16 protein-coding genes and 1 pseudogene are annotated in these 18,217 nt (G+C 67.7%); 9 read left to right on the forward strand and 8 right to left on the reverse strand.

Annotation, left to right across the window (positions count from 1 at the left end; all coding sequences use genetic code 11):
• Positions 1-376: 376 nt before the first annotated feature.
• The 3 genes from eccD (at position 377) to ACPXB3_RS18995 (ending at position 4,164) form a co-directional block, all read left to right on the forward strand.
• Positions 377-1,837 (forward strand): type VII secretion integral membrane protein EccD, encoded by a 1,461-nt coding sequence (gene eccD / locus ACPXB3_RS18985; protein WP_425706898.1) that lies wholly within the window; start codon positions 377-379, stop codon positions 1,835-1,837.
• Positions 1,834-3,243 carry a type VII secretion-associated serine protease mycosin gene (gene mycP / locus ACPXB3_RS18990; protein ID WP_425706899.1) on the forward strand — a complete coding sequence of 470 codons (1,410 nt, stop codon included), beginning with the start codon at positions 1,834-1,836 and terminating at the stop codon, positions 3,241-3,243. Before eccD ends, mycP begins: the two co-directional genes overlap by 4 nt.
• Positions 3,244-3,363: 120 nt before the next feature.
• Positions 3,364-4,164 carry an alpha/beta hydrolase gene (locus ACPXB3_RS18995; RefSeq protein ID WP_425706900.1) on the forward strand — a complete coding sequence of 267 codons (801 nt, stop codon included), beginning with the start codon at positions 3,364-3,366 and terminating at the stop codon, positions 4,162-4,164.
• Positions 4,165-4,192: 28 nt separating this feature from the next.
• Here the strand turns inward: ACPXB3_RS18995 and ACPXB3_RS19000 are convergent, their stop codons facing one another.
• Complete coding sequence (locus tag ACPXB3_RS19000) at positions 4,193-4,822, reverse strand: alpha/beta fold hydrolase (RefSeq protein ID WP_425706901.1); 630 nt, start codon at positions 4,820-4,822, stop codon at positions 4,193-4,195.
• 99 nt (positions 4,823-4,921) lie between these two features.
• On the opposite strand from ACPXB3_RS19000, the gene pgm reads away from it, so the two are divergent.
• Positions 4,922-6,562 (forward strand): phosphoglucomutase (alpha-D-glucose-1,6-bisphosphate-dependent), encoded by a 1,641-nt coding sequence (gene pgm, locus ACPXB3_RS19005; protein ID WP_425706902.1) that lies wholly within the window; start codon positions 4,922-4,924, stop codon positions 6,560-6,562.
• Positions 6,563-6,564: 2 nt separating this feature from the next.
• Complete coding sequence (locus ACPXB3_RS19010; protein ID WP_425706903.1) at positions 6,565-7,611, forward strand: PHP domain-containing protein; 1,047 nt, start codon at positions 6,565-6,567, stop codon at positions 7,609-7,611.
• Here the strand turns inward: ACPXB3_RS19010 and ACPXB3_RS19015 are convergent.
• Both ACPXB3_RS19015 and ACPXB3_RS19020 read right to left on the reverse strand, forming a co-directional pair.
• Complete coding sequence (locus tag ACPXB3_RS19015; protein WP_425706904.1) at positions 7,565-9,220, reverse strand: DUF222 domain-containing protein; 1,656 nt, start codon at positions 9,218-9,220, stop codon at positions 7,565-7,567. The two genes, ACPXB3_RS19010 and ACPXB3_RS19015, sit on opposite strands and share 47 nt — an antisense overlap.
• Positions 9,221-9,310: 90 nt before the next feature.
• Positions 9,311-10,264 (reverse strand): alpha/beta hydrolase, encoded by a 954-nt coding sequence (locus ACPXB3_RS19020; protein ID WP_425706905.1) that lies wholly within the window; start codon positions 10,262-10,264, stop codon positions 9,311-9,313.
• 142 nt (positions 10,265-10,406) lie between these two features.
• Between ACPXB3_RS19020 and ACPXB3_RS19025 the strand changes: the two are divergent.
• Positions 10,407-10,559 (forward strand): annotated as a pseudogene (locus ACPXB3_RS19025) (methylated-DNA--[protein]-cysteine S-methyltransferase); the annotation flags it as partial.
• A gap of 38 nt (positions 10,560-10,597) precedes the next feature.
• Here ACPXB3_RS19025 and ACPXB3_RS19030 read toward each other — a convergent pair.
• Positions 10,598-11,752, reverse strand: a complete 1,155-nt coding sequence (locus ACPXB3_RS19030; protein WP_425729035.1) for a PLP-dependent aminotransferase family protein — start codon at positions 11,750-11,752, stop codon at positions 10,598-10,600.
• Positions 11,753-11,975: 223 nt separating this feature from the next.
• Between ACPXB3_RS19030 and ACPXB3_RS19035 the strand changes: the two genes are divergently transcribed.
• The 3 genes from ACPXB3_RS19035 (at position 11,976) to ACPXB3_RS19045 (ending at position 13,778) form a co-directional block, all read left to right on the forward strand.
• Positions 11,976-12,500, forward strand: coding sequence for a flavin reductase family protein (locus ACPXB3_RS19035; protein WP_425706907.1), 525 nt, complete (start codon positions 11,976-11,978; stop codon positions 12,498-12,500).
• A complete protein-coding gene (locus ACPXB3_RS19040) occupies positions 12,497-13,240 on the forward strand; it encodes a pyrimidine reductase family protein (protein WP_425729037.1) in 744 nt (247 codons plus the stop codon). Before ACPXB3_RS19035 ends, ACPXB3_RS19040 begins: the two co-directional genes overlap by 4 nt.
• Before the next feature lie 184 nt (positions 13,241-13,424).
• Positions 13,425-13,778 (forward strand): VOC family protein, encoded by a 354-nt coding sequence (locus tag ACPXB3_RS19045; RefSeq protein WP_425706909.1) that lies wholly within the window; start codon positions 13,425-13,427, stop codon positions 13,776-13,778.
• A gap of 16 nt (positions 13,779-13,794) precedes the next feature.
• On the opposite strand, the gene ACPXB3_RS19050 is transcribed toward ACPXB3_RS19045, so the two are convergent.
• Genes ACPXB3_RS19050 through ACPXB3_RS19065 form a run of 4 tightly spaced genes read right to left on the reverse strand, consistent with a single transcriptional unit; the run spans position 13,795 to position 18,134 of the window.
• Positions 13,795-15,204 (reverse strand): FAD-binding oxidoreductase, encoded by a 1,410-nt coding sequence (locus ACPXB3_RS19050; RefSeq protein ID WP_425729039.1) that lies wholly within the window; start codon positions 15,202-15,204, stop codon positions 13,795-13,797.
• Positions 15,201-16,046 carry a sulfurtransferase gene (locus ACPXB3_RS19055; protein WP_425729041.1) on the reverse strand — a complete coding sequence of 282 codons (846 nt, stop codon included), beginning with the start codon at positions 16,044-16,046 and terminating at the stop codon, positions 15,201-15,203. Before ACPXB3_RS19055 ends, ACPXB3_RS19050 begins: the two co-directional genes overlap by 4 nt.
• Positions 16,039-17,070: a ketopantoate reductase family protein gene (locus ACPXB3_RS19060; RefSeq protein WP_425729043.1), complete on the reverse strand. Its 1,032-nt coding sequence runs from the start codon at positions 17,068-17,070 to the stop codon at positions 16,039-16,041. The genes ACPXB3_RS19055 and ACPXB3_RS19060 overlap by 8 nt, the downstream gene beginning before the upstream one ends.
• A 5-nt stretch (positions 17,071-17,075) precedes the next feature.
• Positions 17,076-18,134 carry an ABC transporter substrate-binding protein gene (locus tag ACPXB3_RS19065; RefSeq protein ID WP_425706913.1) on the reverse strand — a complete coding sequence of 353 codons (1,059 nt, stop codon included), beginning with the start codon at positions 18,132-18,134 and terminating at the stop codon, positions 17,076-17,078.
• Positions 18,135-18,217: the final 83 nt, after the last annotated feature.

Consider the following 18,217-nt stretch of genomic DNA (forward strand, 5'->3'; position numbering starts at 1 on the left):
CCGTGGGGGATTTTGGGTCCGGTGTGTGCGGCGGTGGATTCGGATTTCGAGGTGGGGGTGGAGTCGCAGTATTTGCCTGCGGCGTTGTTGTATGAGCGTCGGGATCGGTTGCGGTAGCCGCAGCGGCGCGGACCGCGTGCAGCGGAGGGCTCGAAGGACGATCGGTGTCTGAGGTGGAGCAATCGTCCGACCGAGTGGTCGCGGCGAGATGGACGAGGGTGTGGAGGGCAGTGTCACGCGATAGCGGTCGTATCGGACATCCGGATGACCGCGGGGGGACCCGACGGTATCCCGTCGGTTAGATTGGAGCGCTGTGACGGGGATAGGGGAGCTTCGGCAGACGGTGATGGTATCGGCCGCGCCACGGACCGTGCGTGTGTCGGTTTTCGGGGGACGCACCCAGCTCGACATCGAGCTACCGGTCGACGTTCCCGTCGTCAACATCGTCCCCGAGCTCGCGGCGCTGATCGCCTCACGGGATGTCAGGCGTGAAGACGAGCCGAACGGCATACCCAACAAGCGGGATCGTTGGGTGCTGACCCGGCTGGCCAACGGGCGCGAGGTCCGCGGCGACCAGACGTTGGCGATGGCGGGTTCGCATGACGGTGACCTGCTGAGCCTGCGCGCCGAACGCGCACTGAAACCACCCGAACTGTTCGACGACGTCGTCGACGCGGTGGCCCGACTCAACCGCGAAGGGTACCCGGCGTGGGGTCCCCGCGCCGCCCGGGTGATGGCTTTTGTCGGATTGGCGCTGACCGTCGCAGTGTGTGACGTGCTTCTGTTCGGCGACTTCGGCCTGGCCCAGCGCACCGCCCTGGCCTACCAAACGTCCGGCGTGGTCGTGGCTCTGGTCGTCGCCGCCGTCGTCGCCCGCCGTTACTACGCCGAGCAGCCGATCGCCGCCGCATTGGGGTGGGCGGCGCTACCGCTGATCTTCGGGGTGGCGTCGGTCGGTGTGGGACACCTGCCCGCCGGAATGAGTGCCTGGGAACCGGCCATCGTGTGCGGCGTCATGATCATCTCCGCAATGGGCGGCGGCATGGTCATCCGCGCCGGCCACATCGGATACGTGAGCGTGGCGGTAGGGTTCGCTCTCTGCGCGGTGGTCGCCGTCGCGCACGCCGCCTTCCACTGGACCGACCAGGTCTCGGGCACGGTTCTGGCCACCTGCGGTCTGCTGTTCGCGGTGGGCGCCGATCCGCTCCTCGCGAGCCTGCGCCGACGTCGTCCACCCGTCGCCCCGCCCACGTCGCCAGCCGATCCCAACGCGGGCACGTCTGAGTTGTTCACCAACCCATTCGACCGTGCCGAGCCCAGTGAGCGGCAGCGCCGGGTGGCGGCCGGTGCGCGTGCGCAAGTCCCCACGGCCGAGGCCGTGGCCGAGTCCGTGGAGCGCGCCCGCGCCACGCGATCCGCCTTCTACGTAGGTGCCGTGGCCACCGCGATCACCGGCACGGCGATCGCGGCCTTCGCTGCCGACTCCACCCCGTGGGCGGTCATCGTGTTCAACACCCTCGTCGCGGCTGCAGTGATGCTGCGCAGCGCTCGCAAACTGCCGTTCCTGCCGTCGGCGTTGCTGCTGTTCGGTGGGGTCGCGATCCTGGTGATCACCGCCCTGTCGTTACGGACGGCGCCGTCGCTGATGTATGCCGTCTCCGCGCTGTGTCTGCTCGCGCTGGTGGTCGCCGGCGTGGTCTTCGGGGTGTTCGCCACAGATCGGCAGTCGCCGCGATGGGCGCGACTCGCCGACCACCTGGACTACATCGCGCTCGCAGCGGTCCTCCCCGCGTTGGCGTGGGCGATCGGCCTCTATGCAATGGTCGTCGGGGGATGACCCTGTCCATCCGTGTACGTCGCGCGACAGTGATGGTCGCCAACCTGGCGACGGTCGCCATCTTGGTCCTCGCCGGTGCCGGACCCGCTGCCGCATTGGCTCCGCCGCGGATCGCCGCGGGCGGTGCACCCAACGGTCCGGTGGGCCCCACCGACAAGACCAAACAGCAACAGCAGTGCGCCACACCGGTGCTCGCCGCCGGCACCGATGTATCACAAGTCGACCCGACGGGCTTCGTCCTGGACTACCGCGCCGCCTGGACATACAGCACCGGGGCGGGACAGACGGTCGCGGTCATCGACACCGGTGTGCATCCGCAACCCCGTCTCCGTAAGGTGATCGGCGGTGGTGACTACGTCGGAAGCGGAGACGGACTGACCGACTGCGATTCACACGGCACCCTGGTCGCCGGACTCATCGCGGCACGACCGTCGACCTCTGACAGCTTCAGCGGCGTCGCTCCCGACGCGACGATCCTGTCGATCCGCCAGAACAGCGACTCATATCAGGTCGACGGCAACAATCGCGACAACAGCGATTCTGTCTCCTCCGGATACGGCAACACCACCACGTTGGCGTACGCGATCACCCGTGCAGTGAGCATGGGAGCCACGGTCATCAACATATCTGCCGCGGCGTGCGGCACGGCCGGCTCCACCGTCGACGACAACGCCCTCGGACGCGCCGTACGTGCCGCCTACCAGCACAACGTCGTGGTCGTGGCCGCCGCAGGCAATGTCGACAAAGATCGCTGCCCGCAGAATCCCGGCGTGGACCCGAACGTACCGCGATCCGAAGAATGGTCGCGGATGACCACCTATGCGAGTCCGGCGTGGTTCTCCGACTACGTACTGTCGGTGGCAAATGTCACCGCTGACGACGAGCCGGCCTCCTCCTCATTGACCGGTCCCTGGGTCTCGGTCGCCGCGCCCGGCGAGAACGTCGTGTCACTGAGCAGCACCGGCTCCGGACTGGTCAATCGACAGGTCATCAAGGGTGCCCAATCTTCGTTCAACGGAACGAGTTTCGCGGCTGCCGTGGTCTCCGGGCTGGTCGCGCTGGTGCGCGCAAAGCACCCCACCATGACCGCCGGCGAAGTGATGGATCTGATCAAGCGCACCGCCCACACGAGTGGACGTGGCCCCGACATGGCGACCGGATACGGACTCGTCGACCCGGTCGCCGCCGTCACTGCCGAGAAATCGGTCGCGTCGCCGAATTCGGTGCTGCACAAGCAGATCGCCGGACCCGCGCCGCCCGACAAGACAGCTACCCGAACCCGCGACATCGCGCTCATCGTCGGTGGGATCAGCGTCTTTCTCATCGCCGCCGCGTGGGCGCTGTTCACGCCGCGGCGACGCATTCGTGATGAGAAGACCGCCTACCGCGACATCGACGACGACTGACCGCGCCGCTCGGGCCGCGCTTTCCACAGCGCATCGCCGGTGAGCGGTCTACGGTGAGGTGCGGCCGCCGAGGTTGACGCGCCGGACCCATCCGCGCTTGATCTCCGATCGGGGATTCCCATGGTCGACGCCGAGACGCACGTTGTCTTCATTCACGGTTTGTGGTTGCATTCCTCGTCCTGGCAGTCGTGGAGCGATCTGTTCGCCGAGCGGGGCTACATTCCGCACAGCCCGGGCTGGCCGGGTGACGCGCCGACGGTCCAGGAGACACGGGACCATCCCGAGGCGATCGCCGATGTGGGTATCACGCAGGCCTTCGAGCACTACGCGCAATACATCGACGACCTCGCGGCGCCGACAGTACTGGTCGGCCATTCGTTCGGTGGGATGCTCGTGCAGAAATTGCTCGGCGACAACCACGGGATCGCCGGGGTCGCCATCGACGCGGCACAGATCAAAGGTGTGTTGCCGCTGCCGCTTTCGGCATTGCGCGCAACATTTCCGGTATTCAAGAATCCGGCGAACAAACATCGCGCCGTCTCGCTGACGCCCGAGCAGTTCCGCTTTGCGTTCGGCAATGCGGTGAGCCGGGAGGAGTCCGACGCCCTCTACGAACAGTGGACCATCCCGCCTCCCGGCCGTCCGCTGTTCGAAGCGGCCGCGGCCAACTTCTCGCCGCAATCACCGGCGAAGGTCGATACCGGCAACAACGGTCGCGGACCACTCCTGCTGATCGAGGGCGGCCGTGACCGCACCGTCCCGCCGACGATCACCAAGGCCACCCGCAAGCAGTACCGGCACTCGACCGCGGTGACCGACCTCATCGGCTTCGACGATCGTGGGCACTCACTGACCATCGACAACGGTTGGCGGGAGGTCGCCGATTCGTGCCTGTCCTGGCTCGAGACACAGAAGCTCTGAACGCCGGGCTTCACGGCCCCGCGAAGAATCACCCACGCTGACGGCTGCCCACGGCCGTTCCCGCCGGCGCCAGCTCGTGGGCTACGAAATCCAGTGCGGCAAGCTGCCATACAGCAATGTGGTCGAGCATCGGGTGATGTCCACCGGGCACCGGGAGGTAGGTCGCGTCGACGCCGCGGTCCCGAAGTTCGTCGATGCCCTTGGCGGTGCGCCGGGCGAACGTGACGGTATCGGCCTCGCCGTGGATCGCGAGGACACGGGCATCGTCGTTGATGAATCGCCAGTCGGCGAATTGCCACCACGGCGCCAACCCGAGCACGCCGGTGACCCGCGGGTCGGCGGCGAGGCGCGCGGCGATCCGGCCACCCATCGAATGCCCGATCACCACGACGGGGACGTCGGGATGGTCACGGCAGGCCTGCTCGAGCGCGGCACGCGCATACGGCATGGGCGACTTCTGCCCACCGTTCCAGCCGTAGACCCGGTACCGCACCTGCCGGACGTCGACGGCACGACCGAAACGCATCCGGATCGACCAGGTGAACGGATACATCCGCAGCGCCGAACCCTGCCACGGCGAAAACGGACGGTAACTCGAATCGGTCCCGCCGGGCAGGACGAGGACGATCAACCGCGGATCGGCGGTGCGCACGGGCATCGAGGTCGCTCCTTACCGGCAGACGTAGCGGTGCTCCACGATAACCGTTCGGTTCCGGTCGACCCCGCCGACCGGTGCATCGGTGGCAGAATCGGGGATATGGCACATCCCCGAGCCGGCACCCCGGCACAGCCCGAAGATCTCATCGACGTGGCCGCAGTGGAGCAGGCCTACTACGACAAGACCCCCGATCCCGATGACCCGCTGCAGCAGGTGGTCTTCGGCACGTCCGGACATCGCGGCGCGAGCCTGGACTCCTCGTTCAACGAGGCACACATCCTGGCGACGACCCAGGCGATCGTCGACTACCGCACCGGCGCGGGCATCACCGGGCCGCTGTTCATCGGATTCGACACCCACGCGCTGTCGGTCCCGGCCTGGCGCACCGCGCTGGAGGTCCTCGCCGCCAACGAGGTGAACACGCTGACCGCCGAGGGCGACTCCTTCACCCCGACGCCCGCGGTGAGCCGCGCGATCCTGCAGTTCAACGCGGAGAATCCGGGCGTGCAGTCCGACGGCATCGTGGTCACCCCGTCGCACAATCCGCCGCGCGACGGCGGGTTCAAATACAACCCGCCCTCGGGTGGTCCCGCCGACACGGCCATCACCTCCTGGGTGGCCGACCGTGCAAACGAGCTGCTCCGCGCGCGGCTCTCCGGTGTCAAGCGCATCCCCTTCGAGCGGGCGCGGGCCGGCGAGTACGTCGACGACTACCCGTTCATGCTGCGCTACTGCGACGGATTGGCCGACGTCATCGACATGGCGGCGATCCGTTCGGCGGGCATCCGCGTCGGCGCCGACCCGCTCGGCGGTGCGTCGGTCGGGTATTGGGCCGCAATCGGTTTCCGATACAACCTGGAGAACCTCACGGTCGTCAATCCGACGGTCGACCCGACCTTCTCGTTCATGACGCTCGACACCGACGGCAAGATCCGGATGGACTGCAGTTCGCCCAACGCGATGGCCTCACTGATCGGGGCGCGCGACCACTACGACATCGCCACCGGAAACGACGCCGACTCCGACCGGCACGGGATCGTGACCCCCGATGCGGGGCTGATGAACCCCAACCACTACCTCGCGGTGGCGATCGACTATCTGTTCACCCACCGGCCCGGCTGGTCGCAGGGAGCCGGTGTCGGCAAGACCCTCGTCTCGTCGTCGCTGATCGACCGGGTCGTCGGGGCCATCGGCCGGCGCCTCGTCGAGGTTCCGGTGGGATTCAAGTGGTTCGTCGACGGCCTGCTGGACGGGTCCATCGCCTTCGGTGGCGAGGAGAGCGCGGGAGCGTCGTTCCTGACCTTTGACGGCAAGCCGTGGACCACCGACAAGGACGGCATCATCCTCGATCTGCTCGCCTCCGAGATTCTCGCGGTGACCGGCAAGACGCCGTCGCAGCGCTACCGCGAACTCGCCGGCGAATTCGGCGAATCCGCTTACGCCCGAATCGATGCGCCCGCGTCTCGCGAGCAGAAGGCCGTCCTCTCGAAGCTGTCGGCCGATCAGATCAGCGCGACCGAACTGGCCGGCGAGAAGATCACCGCGATCATGACCGAGGCACCCGGCAACGGCGCGGCGATCGGCGGGGTCAAGGTGACCACCGAGAACGCCTGGTTTGCCGCCCGGCCGTCGGGCACCGAGGACGTCTACAAGATCTACGCCGAATCCTTCAAGGGCGCAGAGCATTTGACGCAGGTGCAGCAGCAGGCGCAAGAGGTCGTCGACGCCGCACTCGGCTAGCGATGAGACCACTCGCGCCGCTGTCCGCTCCGATCGACCCGTCCGCCGCGCTGAGCCGGATCGCCTGGTTGCTCGAACGGCGTCGTGAGAGCACCTACCGGGTCGAGGCGTTCCGCCGGGCAGCGCATGCTGCGGCGCAGCTCGACACCGCCGATCTGCGCACTCGGTCGGAAGCCGGCACACTGACGGCCATCGCCGGGATCGGCAAGACCACCGCCGCCGTGATCGTCGACGCGCTTGCCGGGCGGGTGCCCGGATACTTGTCCCGGCTGCAGGACGAGGAGTCGCCGTATCCCGCCGGACCGGCCACCGACCTCGTCGCCGCAGCGCGCGGGGACTGCCATGCACACACCGACGCCAGCGACGGTGGCGCACCACTGGACGAAATGGCGGAAGCAGCAACAGCATTCGGGCTGGAGTGGCTGGCGATCACCGACCATTCACCGAGGCTGACGATTGCCAACGGCCTCAGCGCCGAGCGGCTGTCCGGTCAGATCGACGCGATCGGGCGGTACAACGATGACCCGGGCACGACGATCCGGTTGTTGCGGGGGATCGAGGTCGACATCCTCGACGACGGGTCCCTCGACCAGACCGACGAGATGCTCGAGCAGCTCGACATCGTCACCGCATCGGTACATTCCGCGCTTCGGATGGAACACGACGCGATGACGCGGCGGCTCGTCGCCGCCGTCAGCAATCCACGGGTCGACGTGCTCGGACATTGCACCGGCCGTCGGGTGCTCTCCGGGCGGGGGCACCGGCCACCCTCGACCTTCGATGCGCGCGCCGTATTCGAGGCATGCGCGGCCAACGGCACGGCGGTGGAGATCAATTCGCGTCCCGAGCGGGTCGACCCGCCGGACGAGTTGATCGACATCGCCATCGAGTTGGGCTGCCTGTTCGCGATCGACTCCGACGCGCATGCCCCGGGACAGTTGGAGTTCACCGTCCTCGGCGCCCGCCGCGCATACGACCACGGCATCGACCCGGACCGCATCATCACCACGTGGCCGGTCGATCGGCTGTTGAAGTGGGCGAGTGGCTGATCCGTCCGCGGGTGGCGAGTAGGTGGCGTAGGCGCGCTTCGCTCGGTGAGAGTACGACGGCATCATTCAGTACGTCGGCGGGATCCCAGGTGATGATCTCGACGACGTCGTGGCCACCGGTGCTCTTGTCCGGCAACGGTTTAGCGTTGTCGGGTGGGTCGGGTGGTTGCCGGTGGATTTGGGCGCGCACTTTTGCGAGCCCGGCGGTGAAGTCGGGTCCGACGTCGGGCAGTTTGTTGATGCGTTTCGGGTTGGGTGGGGCGCCGGGGGCGGCGTTGCGGCGCCACCAACAGCGGCCCGCCAAAGGTCCGTCGCGGTAGATGCCGGTGGTGTACTGGCCGAGGCGGTCGCCGACCATCCGATTGTGTTTCGGGCACGCCGGAGCGAGGTCGTCGATGTTGGTCAGGCCGCCCTTGGCGTAGTCGAGGGTGGCGTGGTGGATCTCCGAGTGCGCGGCCGGTTGTGAGCAGCCGGGGTGTGAGCACACTTGGCCGTCGGGTTTGGCGAACAACGCCATGCGTTGGCCGCGGCTGGCGAGCCGGGCGCGCCCGAGGTAGAGGGGGACGGTGGTGTGGTCACCGAACACGGCCAACCACGGTTGCGCGTCGGCGGCGAGTTTGATGACGTGTTTGATCGGCAGCAGGCTGTTGGTGGCTGTGACGCCGAGTCCGGTTTCGTTGATCAGGTCGGTGAGGTCGGCTTTGATGATCAGCTGCACCGGTAGTCCGCGATGGGAGTCGCCGAGTTCCCCCGACTTCAGGACCAGCTTCAAGACGGCATGCAGCGCATCGTGATTGCGTTGGGCCTGGCTGCGCGTGTCACGTTCGGCCGCGGCCGCCAACTTCTCGGGATCAGCATCTTGGACGGAACCCGACGGTGAGTCGGGGTCGTCGGGGTTGTTCATGCCGGGGGCGGCCCAGACGGCGAGGATGGCTTCGAGGTTGGCGCGGAACTCGGGGTTGACCTTCCCTTCCAACTTCGACATCAACTGCGCGTTCTGCCGGTTCAGATACACCTGCCGTTTCTGCTCACGGTCGGTGTCGTCGGTCAACTCACCATCGGGATCGAGGTGTGCCATCAGTCGGGCACCGATCGCCGTCAACTCCGCCGGGGTGTGCACACGGGCGTAGTCGGCCATCTGCTTTTCGGCGTTGACCTTGATGGCGTGGTCGACCTGATGCGGGATGTCGTCGAGGACGTCGATCACCACCCGTGAATGTGCGGGCCCGACCGCACCCTCGGCGAACGCCTCAGCGAGAGTCGGATATTTCGGCTTGAGTGGTTCGCCGGTCAACCCGTGATAGGTCGCGGTGGCGGTCATCTGCTTGCGTCGGCGCATCGGCTCCGACACGCGCAACCCGACGACCATCATGTCGGTCACCGACCGAAAACCCAACCGGCGCTCCGCATTCCGATCCGATAGTTCGAGGATCTGCCGGTCACCCTGGAACGTCAACCGGTTGATCGCCCGCTCATTGGCTGCCGCGACCTCCAACAACGACTCATCCGAACACTGCGACAGATCCGTCGCAGCCATCTGATCAAGGAGGGCATGCAGCAACGTCACCTGCTCATCCGGCGCGAGAGCCGGCAGGTCGATCGTTGTCATTGTCACCCCCCAGTGAATGCGATCAAACATCAGTTCGTCGCTGGTACGTTCGAGACTACACCCGGTATGACCGAATGGCAACTCTCCGACTCAACTCGATGAAAGTTTCTCGGTCGAACGTCGACCGTCTAGATGCGTGAGTCGCTGCGTGAGCCAAAAGTCTATGTCGCGCAATGCTTGTCGCCCGATCGGCGTGGGGTGCATGGTGAAGCCGTGGGGTGCGGATGGGTAGAGACGGAGGTCGACGTCGTTTCCGGCTGCGACGAGCCGGGCGAGCATGGCGAGGTTGTCGGGGAGTACCACATCATCCTCGCCGATCACGAGGAGCGCCGGCGGCAGGTCCCGCAGATCCGCGAAGACCGGGGAGATGTCGGCGACGGTGCGGTCGTCGACGTGTCCGACGTACGCTTCGATGAAGTACTCGTCGGCGATCGTTCGGCCAGAGGGGGTTTGGGCGCTGAGGTCGTAGCTGCCCGCTTCGAGGACCGCGCCGGTGAACACGGACGCGAGGCCACGATCACGGAGGCGCAGTAGCGTCGTCATCGCGAGGGTCGACCCGGCGGACATGCCGCCGATCGTCAGGGCAGTGGTGCCGAATCGCCGTGCGCCAGTGTCGATCAGCCATCGGGCGACCGTCTCACAGTCGTCCGGCGCGGCGGGCCACGCTGACTCGGGGGCGAGCCGATAGTCGACGCCGACGACAACGGCGCCGATGGCGTCCGCGAGCCGGGTGTTGTGGGCGTCGGTGCGGGCCGCGGAATCCATGTAGAAGCCGCCGCCGTGTAGATACAGGTGGACGCCTGACGCGGGTCCGTGCTCGGGGGTGATGATCCGGATCGGAACCCGATGTCCGTCGACCTCGACGACTTCTTCGACAGCCCTCGTGGGTGTGGCCGGGTCGACGGCGCGTGCGGCCCGCACGGTTGCCAGTTCGGCTGCAGTCCTCGGCCCGACCCCACCGACTCGCGACGCGTAGAACGCCTGGGTCGCGGCCAGGTCTGCCGCGGATACCGGCTCCCGTAGATGGGTCAATCCGAGCTTCATCGCACTCCCGTCACGAGCCGGCGTTCACCTGACGCCCTCAACCATAGGGGGCGCCTACGACAGGACTGTGGCGACAGGTCCGGGGCGACGGGACTGTGGCGACAGGACCGAGACGACGGGACCGGGAAGACGGGATCGGGGCGTCGGCCGTAACCCGATCGGCGTCATCATCCCCTGCCATCGGGTGATCGGCGCCGACGGATCACTCACCGGGTTCGGTGGGGGACTGGATCGCAAGCGTGCCCTGCTGCGTTTGGAGGAGCCGTCGGCGCAGAGTGCCGGACGCCTCTTCTGAGAACGGGGCCCGCGCGCCGAACACGTTCCGGGATCGGACTATTCGTGGTCGAGTGCGGCAGTGAGGCGACGTACGCCCTCGTCGATGAGGGGCGGCCGCAGGGTGGCAAAGCTGAGTCGCAGGTGCTCGCCGAAGTCGGCGGTGACGGCGAACGCCGAGCCCGGGACGAACGCCATCCCTTCGGTGACCGCGGCGTGCAGAAGCGCTGACGTGTCGACACCGGGCAGGCGCGCCCAGCAGAACATTCCGCCCTGCGGGGCATTCAGCTCGATCCGCCCACCGAGATGTCGGTGGAGCGATTCCACCAACGACTCTGCCCGCCTGCGGTATTCGGTTCGAAGGCCGTCGACGTGACCGGCGAGCCACCCGGAATCCGAGAGCAGATCCGCGGCCATCAACTGACACAGCGTCGAGCCGCAGAGGTCGGCGCTCTGCCGGAGTCGTTCGATCATTGCGATGATCGTCGGCGGTGCTTGCATCCACCCGACGCGCAGGGCCGGCGCAAGGATCTTGGAGGTGCTGCCGAGCCGGATGACCCGCTCGCCCGGGATCGGGTCGATCGGAACGCCGTCGAACCGCAGCGCGCCGTACGGGTCGTCCTCGATGATGAAGAACCCGTACTCCTGCGCCAGGCTCGCGAGGGCCTCCCGTGTCGCGGTGCTCGCGGTGATCCCGGACGGATTGTGGAAGTTGCTGACCGTGTGGACGATTCGGGGTCGCACGCCCGTCCGCAACAAGGACTCCAAGCCGGCGGTGTCGGTGCCGGATGCGGTGATCGGCAGCGCGACGATATCGGCGCGGACGGCCTGAAAGCACTGCAACGCACCGACATACACCGGGTCATCGACGATGACGGTGTCCCCGGGATTCACCAGTGCCGCCGCCACGAGGGAAAGGGCCTGTTGGGAGCCGTGAGTCACGAGAATCTGGGCGGCGTCGCACCCGGACAGATCGGCGATGGCCTCGCGACACCGTTGGACCCCGAGGCTGGGTCCGTATTGGAGTGCGGTGACCTCACCGATCGTCCGGTCCGCGGCGTCCGCGATCCGATCGACGGGGATGAGCTCGGTGGCCGGCAATCCGCCGGCGAGGCTGAGCACGCCGGGGCGTTCGGTGATGCGCAGCAGATCACGGATGGCGGAGCCGCGGATCGCGTCGAGCGCGAGAGAGGGCGGTGCGGTGGGCGACGTCATGGATACACCACTTCCGGGAGACGGGAGGGAAAGTGATGAGGGTGGTCACCGGGCAGGCGTCGGGGTGGACGCGTGCAGCCAGATTACCGCGCGATCGCCACATGATGAAACTGATATACCAATATGTGAGAAGCGCCTTTGGGTGAGATCGCCGGCGGGGTTGAGAACCGCGGCCGATGGGTATGTGCCAGATCGAGCGTGTGAGCGCTCGAGAGGAGAGCGTGTGAACCAGCAGGGAGGTGACGTCGTGGGCGAGGTCGACGCATTCGATCGTCTCGTCGCGTCGATCGACTATCCGGTGTTCGTGGTGACGACCGGTAGCCGCGACGGTCGGTCGGGATGTCTGGTCGGCTTCGCCACACAGATCAGCATCGATCCACGCCGATTTCTCGTCGGGATCTCGCGGTCGAACCACACGTTCACCGTCGCCGCGAGCGCTGATCATCTTGCCGTACACCTCATCTCGCGCGAACATCGGGAGCTGGCGACGCTGTTCGGTGGCACCACCGGTGACGCCGTCGACAAATTCGCGCACTGCCGGTGGACGCATGGGCCGTACGGGCTGCCCGTTCTCACCGACGCGGCCATGTGGTTCGCCGGCCGCGTCGTCGACCGGCTGGACCTCGGAGACCACACCGGTTACCTGCTCGAGCCGGACGGCGGCGGCGTCGCCACCGACACCGCCGACCCCGCGGCGTGGGTGAGCTTCGCCGACACCCACGACATCGACCCCGGGCACTCCGCGTGAGCGGCGGAGACGGCCGGCAGACGTCCGCACCGGACTTCGACGCGGCCGCATTCGCCGCCGGTTCCTATGCGGACTGGTCGGCGGGTGTCCGGACCAACATGGTGATGAGTCTCGACGGCGCGGTGAGCTTCCGGGGCCGGGTGGGCCCGTTGTCCTCGGCCGCCGATCGCGCCCTGTTCTACGCCCTGCGCGCGCTGTCGGACGTCGTGCTCGTCGGCGCCGCAACGGCCCGCGTCGAGAATTACGGTCCCGTCGAGCTCTCCGGTCGGCTCGCCGCGTTACGGGCCGAACACCGGTGGAACGGGGCGCAGCCGCAACCGCGGCTGGCCATCGTGACCGCGTCCTGCCGCCTTCCCCGACGTTGCCTCGGGGTGGAACCCTCGATGCGGCCGATCGTCATCACCTCCGGCCGAGCCGACACCAGTACGGTCGGCGACGACGCGGACGTGATCGTGGCCGGAGCCGACGAGGTGGACCTGCCGGCGGCGCTCGCAGAGCTGGCGGCGCACGGTTTGCGGCGCGTCCTCTGCGAAGGCGGCCCGACATTGATCGACCGGCTCGCCGAGACCGATCTGATCGACGAGCTCTGCGTGACGCTGACTCCGCAGCTCACCGCGGAGGCGCTTCCCGTGGGCAATGCCGCAACCGCGACAGTCAACCCATTCGACGCGCCCCACCGCTACCGTTTGCGGCATGCGGTCGCTCATGCCGATGACCTGTTCCTGCGGTACACACGGTAGCGGCCGGACGTCTCGATGCATGCCCACATCTCCGAAAAGTGCTGTGCGATCGCTCCATCGGCTACGCCGGGAAGAAGGAATCATCGCGAATCAAGCGATGGTCCGCGCCCGCGCGGTGCGCTAGCCTCTGGGTGATTCACCACGGGTGATTCACCACGGGTGATGCACTACAAGGAGGCAGCAGATGAGTGACTACCAGACCCGCTTGATCGTGCTCTCGACCGACGACCTCGACGAGTCGATCAAGTTCTACACCGAGACCTTGGGATTCGCACTGAAGTTCCGGGACGGTGCGCACTATGCCGCACTCGACGGCGGTGGCATCACCGTCGCACTGGCGACGGCCGTCGATCATCCGATCCACGGGCAGGTCGTCATCGGGATCAAGACCGATGACGTCGACGGTGCCGCCAAGGCGATCGAGGCCAACGGCGGCGGAATCGTCAAGGGCCCCTACGACGACGCGCACGAACGCCGTGCCGTGGTCTACGACAACAAGGGCAACGGGCTGGTGTTCTACAGCCCCTTGAGCCGCTAGAGCCGGGCCCGGCAACTCAGGCGAGGGCCTTACCCGGATTCATGATGCCGTGCGGGTCGAAGACACTCTTGATCCCGGACATGAGATCGGCGGCCACATCACCGATCTCGGTGCGTAGCCAGGCCCGCTTGAGTATGCCGATCCCGTGCTCGCCGGTGATGGTTCCGCCGAGTTCGAGTGCAGAGCCGAAGATCTCGTCGGCCGCCCGCCACACGGACGCGGGGATGCCGTCTGGTTCGCCCGCGCCGTCGGCTGCCCGATCGATGACGATGATCGGGTGCAGGTTGCCGTCACCGGCGTGGGCCATCGTGGCGATCACCAGCCCATGCGAGCGGCCGATCTCCTCGATCCGGGAGAGCATCTGCGACACCTTCGACGGACCCACCGCCACATCCTCGATGAGGACGCGCCCGAGACGTTCCAACGCGGGCAACGCATCCCGGCGCGCCGCGATCAGGTCGGTCGATCCGTCGTCGCCGGTCGAGACGTGGGTCGCACCATGGCGCCGCAGCACCGACGCGGCCCGTGCGGAGGCCGACGCGGCGTCGGCACCGTCGTACTGAAAGAGCAGCAGCGTGTTTCCGGCCGACCGTAGTGTCGTCCCCTTCCAGGCGTCGAGGGCGCGCAGGCACACCTCGTCGAGGAGCTCTGCCACCAACGGCACGACGCCGAGGTCCATCACCGCGGCCACCGCATCGCCGGCGGCCACGGCACTGCCGAACGTCGCAACGACCGTCGCGAGGTCGTCGCCGATCGGCCGCAGCCGCAGAGTGGCCTCGGTGATGATGCCCAGCGTGCCCTCCGAGCCGGTCAGCAGCGAGGTGAGATCCAGGCCCGCAACACCTTTGACGGTGCGGGTACCGGTCTCCACGATCCGCCCGCCGGGCAGCACCGCCTGGAGTCCGAGGACCGAGTCCTTGGTGACGCCGTATTTCACACACCGGAGTCCGCCGGCGTTGGTGGCGATGTTGCCGCCGACGGTGGAGATGGCGACGCTTCCCGGGTCCGGGGCATAGCGCAGCCCGACTCGCGCGGCGGCAGTGTCGACGGCTGCGGTCAGCACGCCGGCCTGCACCCGCGCGATCCGATCGGCGCGGTGGACCTCGTGGATCGCCGTCATCGCCTCGGTGCTGATCACCACGGTGCCGGTGCCGGCCGACGCACCGCCGGCCAGACCGGTTCCGGCACCCCGGGTGACCACCGGAACCCGTAACGAGTCGGCGATCGCGAGCGCGGTCACCACGTCGTCGGTGTTGCGCGCACGCACCACCGCGTCGGGCAGGCCGGTCGGCACGACCCCGGACCGGTCGGCGCGGTGCGCAGATCGGGTGGCGTCGTCGAGGGCCACCGCGTCGCCGAGGCGCGAACGCAACTCGGCAGCCGCGCGCTGCCCGGCGGTGATCTCGGTATCCGAGAGTGCGCTCACCGTGGATTCTCGCCGACGGCAGCCGGCCGCTCCGCGTCGGCCGACCACTGCGACCACGATCCGGGGAACAGGGCGGCCTCGAACCCGGCCAGCTCCAGGGCCAGGAGTTCATGTGCGGCAGTCACTCCCGAACCGCAGTACACGACCACTTCCTTCGCATCGCCGATCCCGAGGCCGGTGAATCGGCTCCGCAGGCGATCCGCGGGCAAGAACCTGCCGTCGGCGTCCACATTGTCTGCCGTGGGTGCGCTGAGGGCGCCGGGGATGTGGCCCGGTCGGGGATCGACCGGTTCGGTCTCGCCCCGGTAGCGTTCACCGGCGCGGGCGTCGACGAGCAGGACGTTGGGTCCGCGCCTGGCGACCGCATCGATGTCCCAGGTCGGCAGTGCGCCCGCAACGGCGGTCGCGGTGCCGGTGTCGGCAGCGGTCTGCTCGCCGGTCTCGAGGCGGTTGCCGGCGTCGCGCCAGGCCGACAGCCCGCCGTCGAGCACCCGGACGTCGCCGATGCCGGCCCACCGCAACAGCCACCACGCACGCGCGGCCGACTGCGATGCGTTGTCGTCGTACACCACCACCGTCGAGTCGGGATGAATGCCCCAGCGCTGCAACGACTGTGTCAGATCATCGATGGCGGGTAGCGGATGCCGACCGGCCGCGGCACTGGCCGGGGCGGCGAGATCCTGATTGATATCTGCATACAGCGCACTGGGGATGTGCCCGTCGACGTAATGCTCGTGTCCGCGGTCGTCACCCAGTTTCCACCGCACGTCGAGGATCACCGTCGGGGTGTGCTCGTCGAGCCGGTTCCGCAGGGTCGCGGCATCGATCAGCGCCTCAGGCATCTATCAGTCCTTTCGCATCCGGTACCGGTCCGATCACATCGGCGATACCGAGGTCACCGGGATGTGCTCCCGAACCCGCGAGGCGCCGAAGTGATTGCTGCACCCGGAGATTCGCCGGCGTGGGCACACCCAATTGCTTGCCCAGGAGCACGATCTGACCATTGAGATGGTCGGTTTCGACAGTACCGGCCCCGCGTCGCAGACTCTGCCACGTCGATCGTCGCGGCCCGTCCGTCCCGGGTACCGGGGTGGCCCGGAAGGCGCCGATGTCCAGCGCGGACTCCGTCCGATAGTCGGCGACGTCCCATCCGGCGGCGGCGAACACCGCGTCGGCCTCCGCCCGGACCAGTGCTTCCGCCCTCGCCCGCTCGGCATCGGAGCCGGCGAGGACGTCGATCGCGTTGCCGAGGTTCGACAGCAGCTTCGCCCGCTTCCAGCGTTCGATGTCGGGTACGACCTGTGCCCCGAAGTCGGCGCGGCGCAGGTCGGCGGCGACCGCCGATGCCGCCGCGTCGTCGCCTGTGGCGGAACCGTATTCGCCCAGCCACACCAGCCCTGCGGCCCCGGCCGAGTGCACCTCGGTGCTGCCGGGGACGACGAAGTTGGCCGGAATCCACACCGATGCACCGATCACGGTCGCGAAGTACCGTGCCGCCACGGCCTCGGTGTCGATCCCGTTCTGCAGGGTCACCACCGGAAGCGTCTCTGCGGCAACTGTTTCCGAATCAGTGTCGAGCCGGACGGATGCGCCGGCCCACTCCTGGAGAACCGTCTGTGCCTGGTGCGCCTTGACCGCGACGACGAGCACGTCGTCACCGGTCAGGGCGATGTCCGCCGGGCCGCCGATGACCGAGAGCGGTACCCGGCGGACCCCGCCGGGTCGGGCGTAGCGCAGCGGGCCGCCCGCCAGTGCCTCGCGCTGGGCGCCGCGGGCCACCACCACCGAATCGATTCCGGCGGCATCGAACTCCGCGGCGAGGGCGGTGCCGAGTGCGCCGGCACCGATGATCACATATCGGCTCATGTCGGCTAGCCCGCCGCCGAGGAGGTCGCCGGTGCCGCGGCCGGGGCCGATGGCGTGGCCGACAACTGTTGTGTCAGCAGCGTATCGAGGTCGTTCGTCCAGAGATCCTTGACGACGACGTGCCCGGGCAGGGCGCCGATCTCCTGCAGCGAGTCGGCCACACGCTGCTGACTCTGCACTGCTTCGGGAGTGGGCGTGTGGACCGTCGTCGGGCGCTGACGCTCTTGATTCTGGACCTGGGTCAGTGCGCTGTTCAGCGGCTGATGGGTGGCATCGGCGAAGGCTTGCGCATATTCCTGCTCGTGGCCGTTGCGGACATAGATCCACGCCCGGTTGATCCGCCCCAACAGATCTGCGACCGCCGCCTTCTTGCCGGCGTCGGAGAGCACCCCGTTGGCCGCCACCCACGGGAAGTTGCCCGACAGGATGTTCTCACCGGAGCCGATGGTCTTCGCACCGCCCTGGTGGGCCTGGATGATGGTGTTCCCGTAGCTCGCGAACGCGTCGATGGAACCGCCGTTCAGCGCTGCCAGACCCTCGTTGGGCAGGAGCGGTTTGGGCTCGATGTCCTTCCAGGTCAGTCCGTTCTGCTTGAGGAGCTCGTTGAGGAAATAGGCCGCGGTGGTGTTCTTGACGTAGCCGACCTTCTTGCCCTTCAACTGTTTGATCGACGTGATCGACGAGTCCTTGCCGACGATCACTTCTTGCAGCAGGGTCGTCGACGTCTGGAATGCGACCTGCTTGAACCGGACGGTGCCGCCCGCAGCGGCGAAGATCGGCGGGATCTCACTGGATTGTGCGACGTCGATGGCCTCGGACTGGATGGCCTGCATCTGCTGGTCGCCGCCGGAGAAGACCGGCCACTCCGTCTTGTAGGGCGTGTGGTCGAGCCCGGCGACCTGCAGCGCGGCATAGGTCTGGCGCCACCCGGTCTGGCCGATCTTCAGTGACACCGAGCTCAGGTCACCCGGTGCGCCCGAGGACGACGACGAGTCCGAGTTCGACGAGCAGCCGGCCGCCACGAGGGTGGCCGAGATGGTCAGGGCGGCCGCCACTGCGGACACGCGGCGTACGCGCGACGCACGGTTTCTTCGGAAGAGGCTGCGGGACATGGACGTATCTACTCCGTTCGATGATGCGAGCTGGT

The sequence above is a fragment of the Gordonia sp. DT219 genome, assembly GCF_049847065.1.
In the GTDB taxonomy this organism is placed as follows: domain Bacteria; phylum Actinomycetota; class Actinomycetes; order Mycobacteriales; family Mycobacteriaceae; genus Gordonia.